This window comes from Nonomuraea sp. NPDC049309 (genome assembly GCF_043196965.1).
GTDB lineage: Bacteria > Actinomycetota > Actinomycetes > Streptosporangiales > Streptosporangiaceae > Nonomuraea > Nonomuraea fastidiosa.
This window is the reverse complement of record NZ_JBICSH010000011.1, coordinates 24,816-45,425: the sequence shown is the minus strand read 5'-3', so window position 1 is coordinate 45,425 and position 20,610 is coordinate 24,816. Positions and strand designations below refer to the sequence as shown.

The 20,610-nt window shown below is 69.1% G+C and carries 20 protein-coding genes, 1 pseudogene and 3 CRISPR repeat arrays; of the genes and pseudogenes, 16 read left to right on the top strand and 5 right to left on the bottom strand.

The genetic code is table 11. The features are described from left to right. Position 1: 1 nt before the first annotated feature. Positions 2-958, top strand: coding sequence for a type I-E CRISPR-associated endonuclease Cas1e (cas1e, locus tag ACGFIM_RS38715; protein ID WP_378785353.1), 957 nt, complete (start codon positions 2-4; stop codon positions 956-958). Beyond that, positions 955-1,305 (top strand): type I-E CRISPR-associated endoribonuclease Cas2e, encoded by a 351-nt coding sequence (gene cas2e / locus ACGFIM_RS38710; protein ID WP_378785351.1) that lies wholly within the window; start codon positions 955-957, stop codon positions 1,303-1,305. Before cas1e ends, cas2e begins: the two co-directional genes overlap by 4 nt. Positions 1,306-1,431: 126 nt before the next feature. Then, positions 1,432-1,888: a CRISPR direct-repeat array (repeat unit 29 nt; unit sequence GTGCTCCCCGCGCACGCGGGGATGGTCCC). Positions 1,889-2,106: 218 nt separating this feature from the next. Here the strand turns inward: cas2e and ACGFIM_RS38705 are convergent. After that, positions 2,107-2,286, bottom strand: a pseudogene (locus tag ACGFIM_RS38705) (winged helix-turn-helix domain-containing protein); the annotation flags it as partial. A 135-nt stretch (positions 2,287-2,421) separates the two neighbouring features. On the opposite strand from ACGFIM_RS38705, the gene ACGFIM_RS38700 reads away from it, so the two are divergent. From ACGFIM_RS38700 to ACGFIM_RS38690, 3 genes are all read left to right on the top strand, one after another. Further along, positions 2,422-2,745 carry a hypothetical protein gene (locus ACGFIM_RS38700; protein ID WP_378785350.1) on the top strand — a complete coding sequence of 108 codons (324 nt, stop codon included), beginning with the start codon at positions 2,422-2,424 and terminating at the stop codon, positions 2,743-2,745. Positions 2,746-2,897: 152 nt separating this feature from the next. Further along, complete coding sequence (locus ACGFIM_RS38695; protein ID WP_378785348.1) at positions 2,898-3,383, top strand: GntR family transcriptional regulator; 486 nt, start codon at positions 2,898-2,900, stop codon at positions 3,381-3,383. Between the two features lie 3 nt (positions 3,384-3,386). After that, positions 3,387-4,301 (top strand): phosphotransferase enzyme family protein, encoded by a 915-nt coding sequence (locus ACGFIM_RS38690; RefSeq protein WP_378785347.1) that lies wholly within the window; start codon positions 3,387-3,389, stop codon positions 4,299-4,301. 4 nt (positions 4,302-4,305) lie between these two features. On the opposite strand, the gene ACGFIM_RS38685 is transcribed toward ACGFIM_RS38690, so the two are convergent. Beyond that, complete coding sequence (locus ACGFIM_RS38685; RefSeq protein WP_378785345.1) at positions 4,306-5,511, bottom strand: hypothetical protein; 1,206 nt, start codon at positions 5,509-5,511, stop codon at positions 4,306-4,308. 462 nt (positions 5,512-5,973) lie between these two features. Here ACGFIM_RS38685 and ACGFIM_RS38680 point away from each other — a divergent pair, with 462 nt between their 5' ends. From ACGFIM_RS38680 to ACGFIM_RS38630, 11 genes are all read left to right on the top strand, one after another. Beyond that, positions 5,974-6,141 carry a hypothetical protein gene (locus ACGFIM_RS38680; protein WP_378785343.1) on the top strand — a complete coding sequence of 56 codons (168 nt, stop codon included), beginning with the start codon at positions 5,974-5,976 and terminating at the stop codon, positions 6,139-6,141. An 87-nt stretch (positions 6,142-6,228) separates the two neighbouring features. Beyond that, on the top strand, positions 6,229-6,426 hold the full coding sequence (locus ACGFIM_RS38675) for a hypothetical protein (protein ID WP_378785341.1): 198 nt from the start codon (positions 6,229-6,231) through the stop codon (positions 6,424-6,426). Next, a complete protein-coding gene (locus ACGFIM_RS38670; protein WP_378785339.1) occupies positions 6,423-6,689 on the top strand; it encodes a WhiB family transcriptional regulator in 267 nt (88 codons plus the stop codon). The genes ACGFIM_RS38675 and ACGFIM_RS38670 overlap by 4 nt, the downstream gene beginning before the upstream one ends. Before the next feature lie 166 nt (positions 6,690-6,855). Further along, positions 6,856-7,077, top strand: a complete 222-nt coding sequence (locus tag ACGFIM_RS38665) for a hypothetical protein (protein ID WP_378785338.1) — start codon at positions 6,856-6,858, stop codon at positions 7,075-7,077. Then, entirely contained in the window at positions 7,074-8,162 is a 1,089-nt protein-coding gene (locus ACGFIM_RS38660) for a DUF2637 domain-containing protein (protein WP_378785336.1), read from the top strand. The genes ACGFIM_RS38665 and ACGFIM_RS38660 overlap by 4 nt, the downstream gene beginning before the upstream one ends. Then, positions 8,159-10,297 carry a cell division protein FtsK gene (locus ACGFIM_RS38655; protein ID WP_393211604.1) on the top strand — a complete coding sequence of 713 codons (2,139 nt, stop codon included), beginning with the start codon at positions 8,159-8,161 and terminating at the stop codon, positions 10,295-10,297. The genes ACGFIM_RS38660 and ACGFIM_RS38655 overlap by 4 nt, the downstream gene beginning before the upstream one ends. A 142-nt stretch (positions 10,298-10,439) precedes the next feature. Continuing rightward, on the top strand, positions 10,440-10,661 hold the full coding sequence (locus ACGFIM_RS38650) for a hypothetical protein (protein ID WP_378785332.1): 222 nt from the start codon (positions 10,440-10,442) through the stop codon (positions 10,659-10,661). Between the two features lie 28 nt (positions 10,662-10,689). Next, the gene (locus tag ACGFIM_RS38645) at positions 10,690-11,601 is read left to right on the top strand and encodes a bifunctional DNA primase/polymerase (RefSeq protein WP_393211600.1); all 912 of its coding nucleotides are present in this window, start codon (positions 10,690-10,692) and stop codon (positions 11,599-11,601) included. Next, positions 11,598-12,920 carry a DUF3987 domain-containing protein gene (locus ACGFIM_RS38640; RefSeq protein WP_378785329.1) on the top strand — a complete coding sequence of 441 codons (1,323 nt, stop codon included), beginning with the start codon at positions 11,598-11,600 and terminating at the stop codon, positions 12,918-12,920. The genes ACGFIM_RS38645 and ACGFIM_RS38640 overlap by 4 nt, the downstream gene beginning before the upstream one ends. A 194-nt stretch (positions 12,921-13,114) precedes the next feature. Then, complete coding sequence (locus tag ACGFIM_RS38635; protein WP_393211597.1) at positions 13,115-13,321, top strand: helix-turn-helix transcriptional regulator; 207 nt, start codon at positions 13,115-13,117, stop codon at positions 13,319-13,321. Then, a complete protein-coding gene (locus ACGFIM_RS38630) occupies positions 13,318-14,691 on the top strand; it encodes a tyrosine-type recombinase/integrase (protein ID WP_378785325.1) in 1,374 nt (457 codons plus the stop codon). Before ACGFIM_RS38635 ends, ACGFIM_RS38630 begins: the two co-directional genes overlap by 4 nt. Positions 14,692-14,759: 68 nt before the next feature. After that, positions 14,760-15,945: a CRISPR direct-repeat array (repeat unit 29 nt; unit sequence GGGACCATCCCCGCGTGCGCGGGGAGCAC). A 174-nt stretch (positions 15,946-16,119) separates the two neighbouring features. Here the strand turns inward: ACGFIM_RS38630 and ACGFIM_RS38625 are convergent. From ACGFIM_RS38625 to ACGFIM_RS38615, 3 genes are read right to left on the bottom strand one after another with little or no spacing between them, the layout of a single operon-like run. Next, the gene (locus tag ACGFIM_RS38625) at positions 16,120-16,422 is read right to left on the bottom strand and encodes a hypothetical protein (protein ID WP_364069504.1); all 303 of its coding nucleotides are present in this window, start codon (positions 16,420-16,422) and stop codon (positions 16,120-16,122) included. A gap of 4 nt (positions 16,423-16,426) precedes the next feature. Continuing rightward, positions 16,427-17,017, bottom strand: a complete 591-nt coding sequence (locus tag ACGFIM_RS38620) for a hypothetical protein (RefSeq protein WP_364069506.1) — start codon at positions 17,015-17,017, stop codon at positions 16,427-16,429. Continuing rightward, complete coding sequence (locus tag ACGFIM_RS38615) at positions 17,017-18,900, bottom strand: hypothetical protein (protein WP_393211592.1); 1,884 nt, start codon at positions 18,898-18,900, stop codon at positions 17,017-17,019. The genes ACGFIM_RS38620 and ACGFIM_RS38615 overlap by 1 nt, the downstream gene beginning before the upstream one ends. Positions 18,901-19,338: 438 nt before the next feature. Continuing rightward, a CRISPR array of direct repeats spans positions 19,339-20,038; the repeat unit is 29 nt; unit sequence GGGACCATCCCCGCGTGCGCGGGGAGCAC. Between the last annotated feature and the right edge of the window lie 572 nt (positions 20,039-20,610).

Sequence of the window (20,610 nt, the reverse complement as noted above, 5' to 3'; positions counted from 1 at the left end):
GATGGCCACCGTCGGCCAGCGCGGTCAGTCCTCGCCACGCGAACTCACCCGGATGGGTGACCGTATCTCGTTCATCTACTTGGAACGCTGCATCCTTCATCGGGAGGACAACGCCATCACCGCCGAGGACGCAAACGGCGTCACGCACATCCCTGCCGCCACAATCGGCACCTTGCTGCTAGGCCCCGGTACCCGCGTCACCCACCAGGCGATGAGCCTGCTCGGCGACTGCGGGGCCGGCGTGGTGTGGGTGGGTGAGCAGGGCGTACGTTTCTACTCCGGTGGGCGGTCGCTCAACCGGTCATCCTCACTGGTCGAGGCCCAAGCGGCCCTATGGGCCAATAGGCGCACCCGGCTAGAGGTGGCTCGGGAGATGTACCGCATGCGATTCCCCGGTGAGGACCCGTCGGGCTTCACGCGGCACGAACTGCTCGGACGAGAGGGCCGCCGGGTCAAGGAACGCTACCGTCAGGAAGCTGAACGCGTCGGTCTTGCGTGGCACGGCCGGGTCTACACGCCGGGCGACTTCAGTGCTAGCGATCCCCTGAATCAGGCGGTCACGGCTGCGGCCCAATGCATGTATGGCGTGGCTCAAACCACGGTCGCCGCACTCGGCTGCTCTCCCGGGCTGGGCTTCATCCACTCCGGCCATGAACTCGCCTTCGTCCTCGATATTGCTGATCTTTACAAGACAGACATCGCCATCCCTGTCGCCTTTGAAGAAGCGGCGCATGGACCAGAGGACGTTGGATCGCGCACTCGCCGCGCCATCCGCGACAGGATCAACAAGGTCGGCCTGCTCAAACGGTGCGTGACCGATATCAAGCATCTGCTCTTGGTCGATGCCGCTGCCGAGCAGATCGCCTCTGACGAGGAGCGTGATCAAGTGTTCCTGCAGAGTGATCACGGCGTCGAAGTGGAGTCAGGCCGTAACTACGCCGATGAGGTGCCCTGGTGACCGTCATCGTGCTCACCCGTTGCCCGGCTGGCTTACGGGGGTTCCTGACCCGCTGGCTCATGGAAATCTCCCCAGGCGTGTTCATCGGAGGGCCGTCAGCGCGGATACGGGAGCAGCTCTGGCTACAGGTTCAGCAGTACGCCGACACCGGCCGCGCGCTTCTTGCGTACACCACGGACAACGAGCAGGGATTCGCCTTCGAAACGCATGACCACAAGTGGCACCCGATCGACCACGAGGGGCTTGTCTTGCTCCGAAGGCCGAAAGAACGACAAGAGCGGCCAGAGCCCGAACCGCCTCGCAACTGGAGCAAAGTAGCTCGGCGTCGTCGGTATGGACAGCGCTGACCACGTCGTATAGGCGGTGTCTCATCGCTTAGCACTGGCTTGCCGGGCTGTGTGGGTGATATGTCCGAATATCTCAAAGTGCTCGAAAACGGCCTCGAGTCCAGGTAACCCCGCAGGTCAGCGAGAGTGCTCCCCGCGCACGCGGGGATGGTCCCTCACGGGCGTACGAATCCAAGGTCGCGGTGAGGTGCTCCCCGCGCACGCGGGGATGGTCCCCCGAACGACGACGAGCGAGACAGCTGCATCGTGTGCTCCCCGCGCACGCGGGGATGGTCCCCCCTACCGCCTCACCAGCCCGTCCCGGGTGTAGTGCTCCCCGCGCACGCGGGGATGGTCCCCAGGAACGGGAAGACCAGGAGGGGGCGGAGGCGTGCTCCCCGCGCACGCGGGGATGGTCCCCGGAAGCTCTGCGACAGGGTGAGCCGCTGCCCGTGCTCCCCGCGCACGCGGGGATGGTCCCCCGCATTTCCTCCTTTCCGGAAGCGTGCTCGCGTGCTCCCCGCGCACGCGGGGATGGTCCCTGTCGTATACGCCGAACACGCACACGACGCTTGTGCTCCCCGCGCACGCGGGGATGACCTACGCCCACTCTCCTGAAGAGACGTCCTCCCAAACGAGGATTGTTCGATCGGCGGGCAGAAGCTGGGCGCGTTTCCGCGGCGGCTTGATGACGAACACGGGAACGCCTTCGGGGATGTCCAGCTGCTTGCGCTCCTCCGGGGACGGCATGCGGGCCGTCACCTCGGCCGAGCGCTCGACGGGCACCCGTTCAGCGGGCACTTGCGGCCGGACGTAGGAGCCTTCACGCTTCACGGTGACGATCAGTCCCTCGCTCCGCAGCACCGCGAGCGCCTGCCGCACAGCCACCCGTCCCAGCTCGTACTGCTGCATCAGCCGGGTTTCTGAGGGGAGCGGCTGACCGGGCTTCAGCCGGCCCGCGGCGATGTCCGCGCGGATGATGTCGGCCAGCTGGCGGTGCACCGGACGATCGGAACCGAAGTCGATCACAACCGTTCATCATCACAACACCACTTCCTCATGTGCTCTGGTAGGCATATGCTCATAAGCGTTTACGTGCACGAACGTTGCCACACCGCGAGGCGGGAGGGCGGGCAAATGGCACAACCGACAAGTCCGGAAGAGGAGGACTGGCCATGTCCGGGGTTCGCCGCGCACCCCTGTGACGGGGCGGCGCGTCCGGAGGTCTGGCTCGGCTGGCGCAGCGAGACGCGGAAGGTGAACAGCATCGACCGGCAGCGGGTCATCGCATATACGTGCGCCTGCCGGGAGACCTCGTACGAGTTCCTCGCGGCCGGCGGCATGTACCGGTTCCGGCGCAGGAACCGGAGCGAGCCCGAGGTCGTCGCGTACGCCGGCCCCTGGCATCGGGCCAAGGCCGAGCGGCTCTGGGGGCTGCTGATCGTCGGCCAGGCGCGGTGATGGCATCGCGTCGCGGGCGGACCAGGCGGCCCCCGAGACGACCCGATGGGCGGCCCAGGGCGAGACTTCGCCGGCCGTTGAGTCGGCGTGCATTACCGCGCGTGAGCGGTCGTCCTAGCCTTGAGCGTGTTGTTGCTCGGCAAGGGAGCCTCATGACTCACGGCAAAGCTCAGCCCGCCTACGCCACCCTGGCAGACGATCTCCGCCGGCGGATCGCCGGCGGCGAGTACCCACCGGGCGGGATGATCCCGTCCGAGACGGCCCTCATGCAGGCGTACGGCGTCGCGCGCGGCACCGTACGGCAGGCGCTCGCGGAACTGGAGCGCGAGGGCCTGGTCGTGAGCCAGATGGGCCGGGGCCGCAGAGTGCGGGGCGAGGCCACCCCGGACGTCAAACCTGCCACCCGCTACGAGGAGGTGGCCGGCGAGCTTCGCGCCGCCATCGAGGCCGGCGAGTTCCCTCCGGATGTGCGGCTGCCTGGTGAACCTGTCCTCGCCGAAAGGTTCGGCACGGCGCGCATCACGGTACGCAAGGCCCTGGAAGTGCTTCAGCAGGAGGGCCTGATCGTCGTCATCCCCAGCAAAGGCCGTTACGTGGCGACCGGCTCGCCACCGGGCAACACGAACAAGAAGGGCTGATCCATGACCAAGACCCCCACCCCCCAGGGCTTCCGCGAGCAGGACGCGTACCGGGCGCTCGTCGCGGCCTGCGAGCACGCCGGGCTGGACAGCCGCGGCGCGGCGCTGATCAGGCTCGGGGAGAACGCGCTGTACCGGCTCGCCTCGGCACCCGTCGTGGTGCGGATCGCCCGCAGCGCCGATCTCCTTCCGGACGTGCGGAAGGAGGTGGGGGTCGCCAGGTGGCTGGAAGAGGCCGACTTCCCGAGCGTGCGGCTGTTTCCGGACTGCCCGCAGGCGACGGTGCACGACGGGCGGGTGGTGACGTTCTGGCGGTACGAGGTCAGTGAGGGGCCGGCGCCCGGCTTCACCGACGCGGCGGTGATGCTCAGGAAGCTGCACGACGTGGTCAAGCCCACGGATCTGCTGCTGCCGCTGTTCGATCCGCTGGCCCGCGTGGAGGATCGTCTCGACAGCGCCACGACCGTCGCGGAGGAGGACATCGCGTTCCTGCGGCAGCGGGTCAAGGACCTGTACGCCGAGTACAGCAGGCTCGACTTCGCCCTGCCCGCCGGCCACATCCACGGCGACGGGCACAAGAACAACCTCCTGCGCCGCCCTGACGGGGAGGTGATCCTGCTCGACTTCGAGGCGTTCGCCTGGGGGCCGCGCGAGTGGGATGTCTGCACCGGGTTCGGCCTGCCGTTCCGCGGCTTCGGGTGGATGCTGCCGGAGGAGTACGCACAGGCTGTGGAGGCGTACGGCTTCGACATCACCGAATGGCCAGGCTTCCACACCATCCGCCGCATCCGGGAGGTCACCATGACCACCTGGCTCATGCAGAACGTCGATCACAGCCCCGAGGCCCGTGCCGAGTTCGAGAGGCGCGTGGCCTCGCTGCGGCACGACGAGTTGCCGCGCGTCTGGCAGCCCTTTTGACGAGTCAGCGAGCCTCCGCCCGCGCATGGGCGAGCCGGGTCTCGGCGAACGTCCGGAACTCGCGCACTCGTGGATCGTTCCCGAAGCGGGCGAGCTGCTTCATGAAATCTCGCACGTAGCGGCGCGTCCTGGCCGATCGCAGGTCGGCCACGGTCGTGACGACCTCGCGCGCCACGGCGAGCCCGTGCTCCAGCTCCCCGTCGGCCACATGGCTGGTGGCCAGGATGGTGCGGACGAAGGAGAGGCTGCGTACGTAAAGGCTCTCGGAGAGCTGCACGCTCTCCAGCACCCGATCGCGCGCCCGGTGGTGGTGGCCGAGGTCGCGGTAGCAGTGCGCGAACTCGGCCGCCAGCTCGGCCTCGTCGAAGTACCGCAGCCACACCGGATCGTCCTCGGGGTCGCGCTTCTCGAACCAGCGCTCGGCCTCGCTGAGCGCCCGGCTGCACGCGGCCTCGTCGCCCTGCGACGCCAGCGCCCGCGCCTCCATGGCGCTGAACAGGGCCATCGCCGTGGGGGTGGCCGCGCCCTGGGCGCCCATTGTCGCGGCCCGCGCGAGGTTGACGGCCATGCCGTAGTGGCCGAGGTAGTTGGCCTGGTGGCTCATGCCGGCCAGGATGCGTCCGCCGAGCATGCGGTTGTCGGCCTCGCGGGCCAGGTGGAGGGCCTTGGTCATGTAGCGCTGGGCGAGGCCGTGCAGGCCGGTGTCGTACGCCATCCAGGCCGCGAGCCGGAGCATGGCCGCCGTCTCGGAGAGGAACTGCTTGCCCAGCGTCGTGTCCGGCCGTACGTGCTTGAGCAGCGGCTCGACCTCCATGGCGAGGTACTGCACGACGGTTGACCTGGCGTGGCCGCCGCCGAACCGGTAGTCGAGCTTGGCGAACATCGCGGTCGTCTCGCGGATGGCCTCCACGTTGGAGGCGGTGACCGCCCGTCCCTCGGGGGCGCGTCTCGGGATCGGTACGGGGTTCACCAGCCACGTGACCATGGAGTCGTTCCAGGAGTCCGGGGAGACGTCGCTCTCGACCACCTGGGGGTTCGCCGACAGGTCGCCGGAGACGAGCGCCGTCACGCCGCCGGACAGGGGGTCGGCCTGCTTGTGCCCACCGGGTGAGAAAGGGATCGCCTCGGCGTACAGCATGCCGATGTCGCGCACGCTCACCCGCTCGCCCAGCTTCCTGCTGAGCGCCTCGGCGATGAAGTGCGGCGTCATGCCGCGGGGGTGCATTCCGTCGAGCCAGCGTCGAACCGACACGTGATCGCAGCGAACGTCCGCTCCGTGCGCGGCGGCCACCTCCTGCACCCGTCTCGCCAGCGCCTTATTGGAGCACGAGGCACGCTGCATGACCGCTGCGAGCTGGTGATTCGGCTCTCGGAGCTTCATGGCACTCCCGGCGCGCAAGGGGTTGATGACCCTCCGTGATCACGATGTCGCCCACAGTTTGCACCCCCTCCCGGCGCGAGTGCACCCCCCAACGCTCAATTGCACCGTCTTTTGAACGCTGCGTACCCCCTGACCTGCGGGGTTTTCTAGTGCCACGAACACGGCGGCTCCCGGAAGGAGCTTGACCGAGCCGCCAAGCCTGTTCTATACCTGTACAGGACAGGCTCTCGTATGAGAGCCCGGCCGACCAGGAGAGACAGGCCCGACGACGACCAGAAGGGATCACTGCTCATGCCTGCTCTCCGCCCCCGGCGCTACCTGTCCACGGTGCTGATGATCCTCGCGGCCTACTTCGTGGTGACTCAGCCCCGCAAAGCCGCATCGGCGGTGAACGTCGCCGTCGACGGCATCCAGAAGATCACCGAAGCCCTGACCACGTTCAGCAACGCTCTCGGCTGACCTGCACCAGACAGAACAAAGCCGGGGCGCGGTCCACGTCGCCAAACCTGATCCGCGCCCCGGCATCCCAAGAAGGGTTCTTCCATCATGACTCACGGGTTCAGCAACCCTGACCTGTTCGCCCGCCAGGTGCATTGGGCGTCCGTCCAGTGGACCTGCCTCGTCTGCGGCGGTGCCGAGGAGATCTCCCCTGAGGAGGAGGCTCCCACGCCGCCGATCTGCCCGAGCTGCCACCGGCTCGCCGTCGCGGAGGCGTTCGCGACCCTGCTGGCGGTGCTCCGATGAGCGGCTTTCCGTACGACCTCTGCGACGAGGTGCTCAACGCCGGCCCCGCCTGCGAGGGCGACGCCGCCGGCCTCTTCACCGGCCCCGACTCCTTCGAGCCCGAGCCGGACCACGAGCGGGAGGCGCGAGAAGAGAAGGCCAAGGCGGTGTGCCGGGTGTGTCCGGCCCGCGCCGCCTGCCTGGCCTACGCCCTGGCCGTGTCGCCCGAGGCCGGCATCTGGGCCGGTCTCACCATCGACGAGCTGCGGGAGGTGGCCTTCTGATGGCTCGCTTCCAGTGCTCCGACTGTGGCCAGCGCTCGCGCAGCGCGTACCGGTGCCGGGGCTGTGGCGTCGGCCGCCAGGTCGAGATCTGCCCGGCTCACGGTACGCGGTGCCTGCCCGGCTGCCGCGTCTGCCGCATCCTCGTCCGCTCTCAAAGGGGGTCCGCATGATCACCGTACTGATCCACGTGGCGGTGTTCGCCGCCGGGTTCCTGGCCTGCGACCTCGTACGCGTCGCCCAGGAGCGCTACCGCATCCGCCAGGTGACGCGCTACGCCGTCACCGCCGCCGGCTCGCCGGACAAGGTGCTGCGCATCTGGTCCCGGCATCCGGAGAACTGGTGCGACCGGCCGAACTGCCCGCGCTGCCGGGGACGGTGGGGCCGATGACCACAGCCGTCTGCGGACCCCGCCCGCTGACCGAAGGAGAGCAGACCGCCGTCGCGGTCACCGCCGCCGTTGTGGCCGGCGTGGGCCTGCTCGGGTTCGTCATGAGCTTCACCACGGTGGCCGAGGCCGCGAAGCCGTCCTTCGGATGGTTCGCCTGGATCGTTCCACTCGGGATCGATCTCGGCATCGCCGCCTTCTCAGCGCTGGACATCGTCCTGGCCCGGCTCGGCATGCGCCTTCGCCTGCTCAGGGTCGTGCCCTGGACGCTGACGGCCGCCACGGTCTACCTGAACGTGTCCGGCAAGGACACCCTGTTCGGGATCATCGCCCACGCGATGCTGCCCGGCCTGTGGGTGGTGGCGGTCGAGGTCGGCGCGTACGCCATCCGCAAGCACGCCGACCTGGCCAGGCCCGACCGCATGGAGTCCATCCGGCTCTCGCGGTGGCTGCTGGCCTTTCCGTCCACGTTCGCGCTGTGGCGGCGGATGGTGCTGTGGGAGATCCGCTCGTACCCGGCCGCTCTCGGCCGCGAGCGCGACCGCATCCTCGCCCGTACGGACCTGCAGGACCGGTACGGCAGGCTGTGGCGCTTCAAGGCCACCCGGCGCGAACGAGCGCTCTACCGCCTCGGCGAGCTGGCACCGCAGCACGTCCACCTGGCACCCGAGCGCCCGGCGGCGCCGTCACCCAAGCCCAAGCGCCGGGCACCGAAGAGGAGCACACGACGGCCGCGCGCCGACGTGACCGACCTGATGCCGCTCGGCCTGCGGATCGCCGCCGACCATGAGGCGCGCGGCGTACCGCTCACCCGCGACCGGCTCCGCGACGCCATCCGCAGGACCGGACGGTCCGTCTCCACCGACCGCGCCGGAGCGCTCCTGGCCCGCCTGCGGTCGGAGGCACCGCCCGACCGGGCCGCGACCGCCGGACCGTCCGCGGGCGGCCCGCCCGGTCCGACCACGGACGGTCCGCAGGGTCCGACCGCGACCACGAAGACGAAGGGCACGGCCCCCACTCCGCCAAGAACAGTGGCCGCGCCCCGCCACCCCGCACCCATCAAGGCGAACGAGGCGTACTCATCATGACCCACGACCAGCACACACCCGAGCCCGGTGACGCGGAGGTCGTACCGCTCGACTCCCGTCGCCGCGTCCGTCAGCCGGAAGAGGACGACTACTTCGACCACGAGACCATCGCCGTCGAAGGAGAGACCACCGGCCCGCCGGTGGACCCGCCCGACGACGACGCGATACAGGCCACGCCGCGGATCACGCACCGCCGCGCACCGATCATCCCGGCCTGGCTGCGCACCTGGCAGTCCATCCGGGCGATGATCGCCTGGCAGCTCCGCGACGCCGCGTACGTCATCGCCTACCACTCCGTCCGCTCGCCGAAGTACCTGGCCAAGGCCCTCTGGTACGCCATCCCAGGCATCTTCAAGACCATCGGCCGGCTGCTCCACTGGGCCACGGCCGAGGAGGGCAACTGGGCGCTGCGCCAGTACGCGGCCGACCGGAACGACGCCGAGACCTGGCTCAAGCTCGACAGGCAGCGGCAGCGCCAGTCCCGCTGGCGCTGGTCGGTCCTGCTGGTCCTCGGCGTGCCCGCGCTGGCCGGCCTGCTGGCCCTCCTTGTCGCGGACGTGCCCGGCTGGGTGCGGCTCGCCGCGCTGGCGGTGGCCGTACCGCTGCTGGCCAGAGCCGGCCGCCCGACGGACCGGCCGATCACCGACCGCGTGAGCGAGGCGCCGCGCTATCGCAAGCTCACCGCCGAGCTGGTCCGCCGCGCGCTGCTGTCGTGCGGCATCTCCGGCATCACGCAGGCGGTGAGCAAGGACCCGAACGCGATCAGCTTCCCGCAGGAGATCCACCGGGACGGCCCCGGCCACCTGGCCATCGTGGATCTGCCGTTCGGCGTGGAGGCCGCCGAGGTGGTGGCCCGCCGTGGCCGGCTCGCCTCGGCCATGCGGCTCCCGCTGGACCAGGTCTGGCCAGAACCGGCCGCAGGCCACCCCGGGCGGCTCGCGCTCTGGGTCGGCTACGAGCCGTCGTCCCAGATGAAGCAGCCGCCGTGGCCGCTGCTGCGGGACGGCCAGGTGGACGTGTTCAAGCCGTTCCCGTTCGCCACCACGCCGCGGATGGAGACGGTGAACGCCGAGCTGATGTTCCGCAACTGGCTGTTCGGTGGGCAGCCGGGTTCGGGCAAGACGTTCGGGCTGAGGCTCGCGGTGCTGGCCGCCGCCCTCGACCCGCGCGCCGAGATCCGGATCTACGAGCTGAAGGGGGTGGGGGACTTCAAGGTCCTGGAACCGATCTGCACGGAGTACGGCAACGGCTTCGACGACGAGACGATCGCCCGGTGCGCCGCGATGTTCGGCTGGCTGTACAAGGAGTGCGAACGCCGTTCCAAGCGCATCGCCCACTACAACGCCCTCGGCAAGGCCCCGGAGAACAAGGTCACCCCGGAGCTGGCCTCGCTCAAGGGCTCGGGCCTGCATCCGCTGATCGTGGCGGTGGACGAGATCCAGGAGCTGTTCCTGCACCCGCAGTACGGCAAGGAAGCCGGGGAGATCTGCGAGAAGGTCATCAAGCTCGGCCGTGCACTCGGCGTGATCCTGCTCCTGGGCACCCAGATCCCGGACAAGGACAGCCTGCCGACCGGCATCACCCGCAACGTCAACACCCGCTACTGCATGAGCGTCGCCGACCAGACGGCGAACGACATGATCCTCGGCACGTCGATGTACAAGAACGGCTACCGCGCGACGGTGTTCCAGCCGGTCGTGGAGGCCGGGTGGGGCATCCTGGCCGGCCTCGGCAAGCCCGCCGCGCGGCGCTCCTTCTACCTCGACACCCGCGACGCCGAGAAGGTCGTCGAGCGGGCCAAGCACCTCCGCGGCCTCGCCGGGACGCTGCCCGAGCCCGGCACCCAGGAGCGGCAGGACGTCTACGACCTGCTCGCCGACCTCGCCGAGGTCTGGCCGGCAGGGGAGTCGGCCGCCTGGAACGAGGCCCTGTGCACCCGCCTGGCCGAGCTCCGGCCGGACGTCTACTCCGGCTGGAAGTCCGAACAGCTCACCAGCGCGGTCAAGCCGCACGGCATCCGGGTCGCCGACATCGGCCGCCGCATCGACGGCAAACCCGTCACCCGGCGCGGCATCCGCCTGGACGACCTCACCGAGGCCATCGCCGAGCGTAACCGCCGGAAGCGCTCCGGCTGACCCGTCAGGGGGCTGCTGGCGATAGCACCTCACCCTGCTATCGCTAGCACCCCCGCTAGCAGCGAAAACCCATATCGGCCAGGCCGTTAGCACGCTAGCGGCCCTCCTCGACCACGCCCGATAACCGGCTTCGGAGGCCCTCGTGAACCCTGTCCTGCTCGCCGCTATCGCCCTGATCATCGCCACGTTCTGTTACGCCTCGCGGTGCTACGTGAGCCCGTTCGGACCCTGCCGCAAGTGCGACGGCAAGGGCCGCATCCCGCACCGCCGGGGCGCCCGCTACTGCCGCCGCTGCGACGCCACCGGCCTGCGCCTGCGCCTCGGCCGCCACGTCTGGAACTACGTCCGCCGCCTGCACCACTAGGGCCTTCCGCCAAGGAGCACCACCCCGCATGACACCTCGCCCGACCCGCCAGACGCTGCCGTACGCGCTGGCCGCCGCCGCCCGAGGCTGGCACGTCTTCCCGCTCACGCCGGGGGACAAGGTGCCGCTCAAGGGCTGGAAGTGGAAGGAGCACCACACGACCGACCCCGACACCATTCGCCGCTTCTGGGGCCGCACCCCGTACAACATCGGTATCGCCACCGGCCCGTCCCGCCTGGTCGTCATCGACCTCGACACTCCGAAGCCGGGGGAGCGGCCGCCGTACGACCGGCCCGGCGTGAACGACGGAGCCGACGTGCTGGCGTTGCTGTGCGAGGAGGCCGGCCGCCCGTTGCCGCTGGAGACGTTCCAGGTCCGCACCCGTCGCGGCGGCACCCACCTGTACTTCGCCGCACCCGAGGGACGGACGCTCGGCAACACCTCAGGAGCCAAGGGCCAGGGCCTCGGCTGGCTGATCGACACCCGCGCCGACGGTGGCTACGTCGTCGGACCGGGCAGCCACGTCGATCTCCCGGACGGCACCGGCACGTACGACGCCATCCACACCACCGACCCCGCGCCCCTGCCGACCTGGCTGGCCGAACGCCTCACCCGACCCCGACACGACGTGCAGCCGGTTCGCGTCACCGACGTCCTGGCCGCACTGGGCGACCGCTCCACCGGCTACGCCCTGACCGCTCTCAAGAACGAACTCCAGCACGTGCTGGACGCCCCGGTGGGCACCCGCAACCACACCTTGAACGCCGCCGCGTTCGCCCTCGGCCGGCTCGTCGCCACGGGCCTGCTGCCGCACCGCCTGACCGAGGACGCCCTGCACACCGCCGCCCAGGCCATCGGCCTGTCCCCCCGAGAAGCCGCCGCCACCATCCGCTCCGGCATGACCGCCGGGGCGCGCCGACCACGCCGGGGGATCGCATGACCAACCCGCTCGACGCGAACACCATCCTGGAGAACCTCGACGCCCATGCCGCCATCACCCGCCTGCACCGCGACCTGGACGTGGGCCTGCCGGCCCCACCGCCGGCCGCCGACCCGGCCATGTTCTACGGCCTGCCCGGCGAACTGGTGAAGGCCGCCGACCCGTCCACCGAAGCCGACCCGGTCGGCGTGCTGGCCTCGGCCCTGGCCGCGTGCGGCGCGGTGATCGGCTCCGGCCCGTACGTCCAGATCGGCAACACCCGCCACCCGCTCCTGATCTGGCCCCTGCTGTTCGGCCGCACCGGCTCCGGCCGCAAGGGCCAGGCCACCGACACCGCCGAGATCTTCCTGCACCACGCCGGCATCGGCTACGCCGACTTGTGCGTCACCGGCCTGTCGTCCGGCGAAGGGCTGATCGAACGCATCCGCGACCCGGAGAGCCCGGACGACCCGGGCGGCACGATGGACAAGCGGCTGTCGGTGACCGAGCCGGAGTTCTCCACCGTCATGGCACGGGCCAAGCGCGAGGGCTCCACGCTCGGCACGATGCTCCGCCAGGCATGGGACGGACGGACGCTGGCCGTGCTGACCCGCACCGCGTACCGGGCCTCGAACCCGCACATCGCGATCATCGGCCACATCACGCCCAAGGAGTTCCGCCTGCGCGTGGCCGAAGCCGACATGGCCGGCGGCAGCTACAACCGCTTCCTGCCGATCTACGTCGAGCGCAGCAAACGCCTGCCCATACCGGAAGGCGTGCCGCCGGAGGTGCTGGCCGAGCTGAGCGGCAGGCTGCACGACGCCATCAAGCAGGCACGCCAGATCCGCCGCATCGCCCTGGACGCCGACGCCCGCGCGTTGTGGTCGGCCGAGCTGTACGAGGAGTTCACCGCCGCCGACGACGAGGACCACGCCTGGACGGAGTTCACCCGCCGCTCGGCCCCGTACTGCCTGCGCATCTCCGCCCTGTACGCCGCCCTCGACGCCCGCTCACACATCACCACCGCCGACCTGGAGGCAGCCGCCGCGCTGGTCCGCTACTCGATCGCCTCAGCCGTCTACGTCCTGGACAAGCAACTGCGCGACCCGAAGATCGACCGCATCCGCCGCGCCCTGGACCAGGCCGCCGGCACCGGCCTGACCCGCTCGGAGATCAGCGCCCTGTTCTCCCGCAACGTGCCCAAGCAGACCTTGGACGAGCTGCTGGCCAGCCTCACCGCCACCGGCCAGTACGAGACCTTCACCCAGCCCACGGGCGGCCGCCCATCGATCCGCTACCGCCGCACCCCGAACGAAGAAAGAAGAAACAACCCGTCATGACCCGCGCAGCACAGGACGACCTTCCACACGCCGGCCACAACGGGACCCGCTCACCACCACATAGGCGTCTCGCCCGACACCGCCCGCTTCTTTCTTCTTTCTTCGTCCCGATCTTCACCACCACGGCCTACCGCAGACCACCGAGCACGGGGCCGTACCGCACCCGATCAATCGTGATCCACAAGGAGCCGCTTTTGGCCACCGGCACCACCACCGCCCAACGAGGCATGCTCACCCTCGCCGACCTCTGCGCCGAACTCCAGATCTCCCGCTCCACCTTCTACGACTGGCGAGCCAAGGGCCGCGCCCCGCGCTGCCTGAAGCTCCCGAACGGCGACCTCCGCATCCGCCGCACCGACCTGGACCGCTGGCTCGCCACGATGGAGGACGTCGCCCGATGAACGACATCACCTACGACGTCCGCGTCTACAAGACCGAGACCTACAAGGGCAAGACCACGACGACCTACTACGTCCGCTGGAAGGTCGGCGGCAAGGCGTGGCGCAAACCCTTCAGAAGAGCCGCCCAGGCCGACACCTACCGCGGCGAGCTGCAGTCGGCGGCCCGCAGAGGAGAGGCGTTCAGCCGCGCCACCGGCGAACCCGTCTCCTGGGGCCGCAGGAGCGGCGCAGAGATGAGCTGGTACGACTTCGTCTGCCGGTACGTGGACATGAAGTGGAAGGCCGCCGCCCCGAAGTACCGGCAGGACATCGCCCGCGCTCTCACCGCCGCGACGCGGGCCATGTACAGCACGAGCCGGGGCAAGCCGGAGGACGCGGCCCTTCGCTCCGCGATGCACCGCTGGGCCTGCAACACCAAGCACCGCTCGGAAGCGCCGGAGGAGGTGCAGGCCACGCTGCGCTGGCTCGCCGCCAACACCAAGCCGATCTCGGCGCTCATCGACGATCCCGGCCTGGTGCGTGACCTCCTGGACGCCGCCACCTCCTGCCTCGACGGCCGGCGCGCGGCGGCCAACACCGTACGCAAGCACCGGATGGTGCTGTCCAACGCCCTGGACTACGCCGTCGAGCTCAAACTGCTGCCGGACAACCCGCTCAAGACCCTGAAGTGGAAGCCACCGGCCGGCACGTACGAGATCGACCGGCGCAGCGTCGTCAACCACGACCAGGCCAAGGCCCTGCTGGCCGCCGTGGCCGCGCAGGAACCGAGCGGCCGGCGCCTGGTCGCCTTCTTCGCCCTCATGTACTACGCCGCCCTACGCCCGGAAGAAGCCATCAACCTACGCCGCGACGACATCACCCTCCCACCGCCGGACGAGGCGGACGCGTGGGGCGAGATCCACCTCCTCAAGGCCGCCCCCTATTCGGGGCGGCAGTGGACCGACAGCGGCGCAGCACGCGAGGAACGCGCCCTCAAACACCGCGCCGCAGGTCACGGCCGCACCGTCCCGATCCCGCCACCGCTGGCCGCCATCCTGCGTACTCACCTGGCAGACTTCGTCGACCAGGGCAACGGCCGCCTGTTCTACGGCGTACGCGGCGGGGACCTGCCCGTCATCACCTACCGACGTGCCTGGCGAAACGCCAGAAAGGCTGCCCTGACCGAGAAGGAGTTCGCCTCTCCACTGGCCGCCCGCCCGTACGACCTCCGCCACGCCTGCGTCTCCACCTGGCTGAACGCGGGAGTGCCGGCACCGCAGGTCGCGGAGTGGGCCGGGCACAGCGTGGACGTCCTGCTGCGGATCTACGCCAAGTGCATCGTCGGCCAAGACGAGCTGGCCAAACGCCGCATAGCCGAAGCCCTGGCCTGATAGCTACCTCTTCGCATGGGCGTGCTGGCGTCCCCGACACCAGCACACCCATCTATGCATGGACTTCTGAAATCAATCCCGCGTGCGTGGGGAGCACCGCGTATCCCGGACCGAGTACGTCGAAGGCGAGGGACATCCCCGCATGCGCGGGGAGCACGCGCAGCGCGAGGGCCCTTGCACGCCCCGATGGGGACCATCCCCGCGTGCGCGGGGAGCACCACCGTGACCGGTCCAAGGGCGGCGAGTCGCAGGGACCATCCCCGCGTGCGCGGGGAGCACAGTCCGGTCTCGTTCAGCGTGATGACCTGCCCGGGACCATCCCCGCGTGCGCGGGGAGCACAAGGGCAAGGGCCGCCCCAAGCGCGACGACAAGGGACCATCCCCGCGTGCGCGGGGAGCACGCCGACCCGGCGAACTGGTGGACGCTGGCGGCGGGACCATCCCCGCGTGCGCGGGGAGCACACGTCGGCGAGGCAGCGGTGAAACTCGGGGACGGGACCATCCCCGCGTGCGCGGGGAGCACGTTCTCGGGGAAGGCGTGATGGCGAAGGCGAAGGGACCATCCCCGCGTGCGCGGGGAGCACGGTTCCCGGGAGCGTAGAGTGTCCGGCGTGAAGGGACCATCCCCGCGTGCGCGGGGAGCACCGCAGCAAGTACTCCACCCCGCAGCCGATCGTGGGACCATCCCCGCGTGCGCGGGGAGCACACCTTGACCCGGGCGGACTTGCCCGACACCGAGGACCATCCCCGCGTGCGCGGGGAGCACCCATCCACCCTCAGCAGCGGATGTGTGGCGACGGGACCATCCCCGCGTGCGCGGGGAGCACGGTGCTTGAGGGCGGCCGGGACGTGATGGAACGGGACCATCCCCGCGTGCGCGGGGAGCACTACGAGACCAGGCACGAGCGGATGCGGTGGCTGGGACCATCCCCGCGTGCGCGGGGAGCACTTCACCGCCGCCGGAGGGGGCCTCTCATGAACGGGACCATCCCCGCGTGCGCGGGGAGCACGTCTCACGATCGCGCCGCACGAGGTGACGGGGGGGACCATCCCCGCGTGCGCGGGGAGCACCGGTAAGAAACGTGTCATGAGCCCCAAACGGCGGGACCATCCCCGCGTGCGCGGGGAGCACAAGCCGCCGCCGGACTCCCACACCTCCAGGTGGGGACCATCCCCGCGTGCGCGGGGAGCACACCACCAGCGACACGATCACCGCCGCCGACGTGGGACCATCCCCGCGTGCGCGGGGAGCACTCTTCCTGACCTGCGTATTCATCGGCCAGTGGGCTGAGTTTTGAGCACTTTCACCGAATCGGACATTTGGGACTTCCGCGAGGTGGCTGGTTGGAGCTATGCGGTGGCACGGCATGAGTGTCGCACGTGCGGGAGCGTCGGCGGGTCTTTCCTGGAAGCTGGTGCTGGAGCCGTTCAGGTGAGCCGGTACGTGCGTTTGATGGTGGCGGCTTCTTCTTCGGTGACCTGGGTGGGGGTGCGGGCGAGGAGGGTGCGCAGGTCGTCCAGGATGGCCTGGCCGGCGGTGCGGGCTCGGGTGCTGAAGTGGGTGAGCTGGGCGTCGAACTGCTTGGCGGAGGGCCCGGTCCAGACCTTGCCGGTGTGGAAGGTACGGCAGGGGCGGTCGACGTCGGCGTTGATGTTCTCGATGAGTGGGCTGATGGTGCGGATGGCATGCTGGATCGCTTCGTGGAGCGGGTTGCTCACCATCGTGGGCATCGGTTCAGTCCTTGCTCTCGCCGGCTGAGGCCGTGGCGGCGGGGAGCAATTTGGGCGCGATGAGCTTCATCAGGGCTGCGGTGTCGGCGGCGTTGTCGCGTCCTTTCACGCCGTGGATGAGGTCGACGAGTAGTTCGTCGCGCTGTGTGACGAGGACGGCGATCGCCTTCCCGCTGTTGCCGTCGCCGACGGTGCCGTAGTAGCCGGTGGCACCGGGGACGATGTCGGGCAGGGGCGTCGCTCCTTGGTCGATCTCCTGTTGGACCTCGTCTGTGGAGTCGGCGGGGGCGAGCGAGATCTGGAGCACCTTGGTCTTGTCGCCGGTGGGTCGGTAGACGTAGCAGCCGCCGGTGGCGTACGTCTTGCCGTCGACTTCCTGGCCGGCGGTGAGGTCGAAGTCGCCTTTGACGAGGGGGTCTTGGATGCCGGTCATCAGCCGTACGGCTTCCAGCGGTATGTAGTCGCAGACGAAGGGCGGTGCGGCGGTGGCCGGGAGCGCCCTCGTGTCCACCTGCGGCTCTTGTGGCGCTTGGCAGGCAGTCAGGAGCAGGACGGAGGCGAGGATCGCGGCGGGATAGGTGCGTTGTGCTCGCATCAGGGCTTGAACTCCGACATGCCTTCGTCGACTCCGAGGTTCAGCTGGTTCTTGAGGTCCTTCCACGTCTCGCCGGCCCCATCGCGTAGCCACCTTTCATAGGCGTTGGAGCGGTCGTGGACATCGCCCTCGTACGGCTCCATCTCTTCCGGCGTCATCAGTGATTTGCCGTCGTTCTTGAGGAAGTTGTTCGGTGACTTGCGAGGGTCATCGCCTTCCTTCAGCCCTTCCAGGGAGTTCCAGGGGTGGTTGGGGTCAGGGGGATCGCTCTTGCCGAACAACCCGTGCTTGAGCATCGTGTCGATGGCCAGCTGATCGACGAGCTTCTGTGTCTGCTCTTTGGCGGTGTTGGCGTTGTGGGTCGCTTTGAGCGTGTGCTTGTCGGTGGTGGCCGAGTCCTCGATCACGCTGCTCCAGGAGCCGAGGACGCCGGCGGCGATCGCCCAGGGGGTGGCCTGCGGGATGTTGAGCGCGGTGTTGACGGCGGCCAGGAGCAGTTTCATGTTCCGTTCCTGGGCGGCGTCCAGGTCCTTGGCTTTGTGGATCTCGGCGAGACCGCCGGCATCAGTGATCATGCCGAAACCGGCGGCGGCTTCTCGCAGGTTGGCTCGCAACGCGTCGTAGCCTTTCCCGGCTGCGGCTTGGGCGGCTCCGTAATCGAGCATTTGCTTGGCCCATGCCGTCTGCGCTGCGGTCACGGTCGCCATGGCCTTGGGGTCCCTCTGGAAGAGGTCCGTCATGACCGCCCGTAGCTTCTCTCGGTCGAACTGTGCGCCCCAGACCTGGTCCTGTGGGAGAAGGTGTCGGCGGGTGGCGGTGTAGACGTCGGAGGTGCCGACTGCGGCTTGGCGTCCGATGCGGCTGATGTCGTTGGCGTAGGCGGCCAGGATGCCGGCGATGGGTCCGGTCGCCACGAGCGGTGTCTTGCCCTCCTGTAAGAGCTGGCCCTGGATGTCGATGAACTGCTTGGCCAGCTTCGCCGAGTGGAATCCTGGCGATCGTTCTTGCGGGGTGCCGTCGCGGTCCCGGTAGGTGGTGGTGGCGGCGTGCAGCGCATCGGCGAAGACTTCGCCGTTGTCGTCCAACTGGCGCTCGGTCAGGTAGCGCCGCATCACGCTGGGATCGGAGATGAGGAAGTCCTGAGCCGCTCTCGGGTGCCGTGCGAGCGCCGCCCACACACTGACCATCGGGTCGTCCAAGGTGGCCGACACTCTGTCACCCCAGGTCTCACGATCCAGGGCTTCCAGCTTCACCGCGACGCTGACCAGGAAGTCGCGGTCGAACGTTCCGTGCTTGAGCAGGTGCGCCAGGCCGTGCTGATCGGTGGGAATGCGCAGGGTGGACAGCAGTTCTTTGCGCCAGGAGGCGTCCAGTCGCGTGCTGGCCGCGCCGAGCGCCTTGCCCAGCGCTGCTTGCAGCCGTTTCTTGTCCGGGTCTTTCGGATAGGCCAGCGCTGTTATGAGGTGACGGAACTTCTCCGTCCCGAGCGCGTACATGAGGTTCGTGGCGAACTGCTCATTGCCGGCCCGTTTCTCCAGCTCGGCGAGAACCTTCTCATCCACTGGGCCGCGCCGGGTGACCTCTGCCAGCTTGGACGCGGCGGCGTAGGCGTCGGGGTCGCCGGATGACCTCGTGTACAGCACTTCGTCGAACGGACGGAGTCCGCCGGTGGTGTCAGTGCCCCATTGCGTCGTGACGGCCTGAATGGTGTCGTTGCGCCGACGTAACTCCGGGCGCTTGGCCGCTATCCAGTTGCCGAGTTCCCGTATCGCGCTCAGCCGCGAGGTGTCCAGGTTGAGGCTCTGCAGGAGATGGCGGATGTGGGGCTCGCTCCTGCGCAGTGTGGTCTCGGCCTGGCCGAGGTCGCGCTCGAAGTCGTGCATCAGCTTGGGATCGATGCCCGAGTAGTTCCAGTCGGGCGGCTGCGGGGTCGCCGGCGGGGTTCGCGATGGAGGCGCGGGTGTCAACGGAGGCTCTGGCGTGGATGAGGGCGTGGGTGCCGACTCGGTGCGGGCGGGTGGCTGCGGTTGCGGAGGCTCGGGCGACGGCGCAGGAGTCGGTGACGGCGGGGTCGTCATGTCGGGTCTCCAGCGCGTACGAGGACGTATCGATTGTCCCTTGAACGATCCCTTCCTACATAGGCCGCATAACGCACCAGCATGGCCATCCCCGCCTCAGAGCCGACCAGTCGCCAGAACGTACGCATGAGGCGACCCGCCAGGTTCACCCCCGATGAGAACACGTCCCAAAGCAGAACTGTCCCCTACCTCTACCGCGCTCGCGCGAAGCATGGACAAACCGAGCATGCACACATCAACTTTGGGATCATCCCCGCGTGCGCGGGGAGCACCGCCCACTGGTTCGGCACCAGGGCGAGGCCCTCGGACCATCCCCGCGTGCGCGGGGAGCACATCATGCCCCACGGCGCAAAAGACCTGGCTGAGGGACCATCCCCGCGTGCGCGGGGAGCACAGCAAGGAGGGCTGGGCCGCAGGTTTCGACCAGGGACCATCCCCGCGTGCGCGGGGAGCACGAGGACCTGACGTCGCCCGACGGCCGCCTCAAGGGACCATCCCCGCGTGCGCGGGGAGCACGTCTTTCTGCCGATCCCCGGCAAGGGCTTCCTGGGACCATCCCCGCGTGCGCGGGGAGCACGGGTCGGATCCCAACGCGTGGATCCGCTCCCAGGGACCATCCCCGCGTGCGCGGGGAGCACGCGCTTGATCTCAGCGACACCACCCCGGGCGCGGGACCATCCCCGCGTGCGCGGGGAGCACACGGCCAGCATGTGAATCGTGCCGAACGCGTCGGGACCATCCCCGCGTGCGCGGGGAGCACGGTCTGCTTGAGCGCCTTGGCCAGGGCTGCCAGGGACCATCCCCGCGTGCGCGGGGAGCACGCTGATGTGTTCGAGCACATCGACATGGCCGAGGGACCATCCCCGCGTGCGCGGGGAGCACGGGTTCAAAAAGGGCGTCGAGATGATCGGCAAGGGACCATCCCCGCGTGCGCGGGGAGCACTCTCTCCGACCTGCGCCTTTACCAGTCGGTGAGGCCGTTTTCGAGCACTTTCGTGGATTCGGGCATTCTGGACATGTCAAGTGGCTGAGGGTGGAGAGCGGGTCCACCGTCGGTGGGCAGTACTGGACTGCACACGAGTGTCGCACGGCCTCTGGCTTGCGCACGTATTTGGCACAGGCAGCCGCAAACGATCAGTCACAGCCGGACGCCGCCGGACACACGAAAAAGCCCTCGACCGACGTTTCCGCTGGTCAAGGGCACTTTAGTGCTGGTCGGACGTGGTGCCCCCGGCAGGATTCGAACCTGCGGCACCCGCTTTAGGAGAGTGAGAGCAGAACCACCGCTGTGTGGGCTCTGAGCTGGACGAACGCCTCTTGCGCCACGTCACCCTTGCAAGATCGTCCCCCGCACGTCCCCATGCTTGGCAATCAGTGCGGTAGGCGGTTACCAGGCCATCAGGGTAGCTAGGTGGTCTCCTGATCGACGTGATCTTGAACGCTTGGTTCTTCCGTCGTAAGAACACGCCGATCATGGATCCGAGCAGGGAGCGAGCCCACTCCCTGCCGAATCGC

Coding starts and splice junctions, on each gene's coding strand:
- ACGFIM_RS38660 (WP_378785336.1), top strand. CDS start 7,074: ATGACCACAGCCGTCTGCGGACCCCGCCCGCTGACCGAAGGAGAGCAG.
- ACGFIM_RS38670 (WP_378785339.1), top strand. CDS start 6,423: ATGAGCGGCTTTCCGTACGACCTCTGCGACGAGGTGCTCAACGCCGGC.
- ACGFIM_RS38625 (WP_364069504.1), bottom strand. CDS start 16,422: ATGCCCACGATGGTGAGCAACCCGCTCCACGAAGCGATCCAGCATGCC.
- ACGFIM_RS38685 (WP_378785345.1), bottom strand. CDS start 5,511: ATGACGCCGCACTTCATCGCCGAGGCGCTCAGCAGGAAGCTGGGCGAG.
- ACGFIM_RS38615 (WP_393211592.1), bottom strand. CDS start 18,900: ATGCACGACTTCGAGCGCGACCTCGGCCAGGCCGAGACCACACTGCGC.
- ACGFIM_RS38680 (WP_378785343.1), top strand. CDS start 5,974: ATGCCTGCTCTCCGCCCCCGGCGCTACCTGTCCACGGTGCTGATGATC.
- ACGFIM_RS38695 (WP_378785348.1), top strand. CDS start 2,898: ATGACTCACGGCAAAGCTCAGCCCGCCTACGCCACCCTGGCAGACGAT.
- cas1e (WP_378785353.1), top strand. CDS start 2: ATGGCCACCGTCGGCCAGCGCGGTCAGTCCTCGCCACGCGAACTCACC.
- ACGFIM_RS38675 (WP_378785341.1), top strand. CDS start 6,229: ATGACTCACGGGTTCAGCAACCCTGACCTGTTCGCCCGCCAGGTGCAT.
- ACGFIM_RS38655 (WP_393211604.1), top strand. CDS start 8,159: ATGACCCACGACCAGCACACACCCGAGCCCGGTGACGCGGAGGTCGTA.
- ACGFIM_RS38700 (WP_378785350.1), top strand. CDS start 2,422: ATGGCACAACCGACAAGTCCGGAAGAGGAGGACTGGCCATGTCCGGGG.
- ACGFIM_RS38645 (WP_393211600.1), top strand. CDS start 10,690: ATGACACCTCGCCCGACCCGCCAGACGCTGCCGTACGCGCTGGCCGCC.
- ACGFIM_RS38665 (WP_378785338.1), top strand. CDS start 6,856: ATGATCACCGTACTGATCCACGTGGCGGTGTTCGCCGCCGGGTTCCTG.
- ACGFIM_RS38690 (WP_378785347.1), top strand. CDS start 3,387: ATGACCAAGACCCCCACCCCCCAGGGCTTCCGCGAGCAGGACGCGTAC.
- ACGFIM_RS38640 (WP_378785329.1), top strand. CDS start 11,598: ATGACCAACCCGCTCGACGCGAACACCATCCTGGAGAACCTCGACGCC.
- ACGFIM_RS38630 (WP_378785325.1), top strand. CDS start 13,318: ATGAACGACATCACCTACGACGTCCGCGTCTACAAGACCGAGACCTAC.
- ACGFIM_RS38620 (WP_364069506.1), bottom strand. CDS start 17,017: ATGCGAGCACAACGCACCTATCCCGCCGCGATCCTCGCCTCCGTCCTG.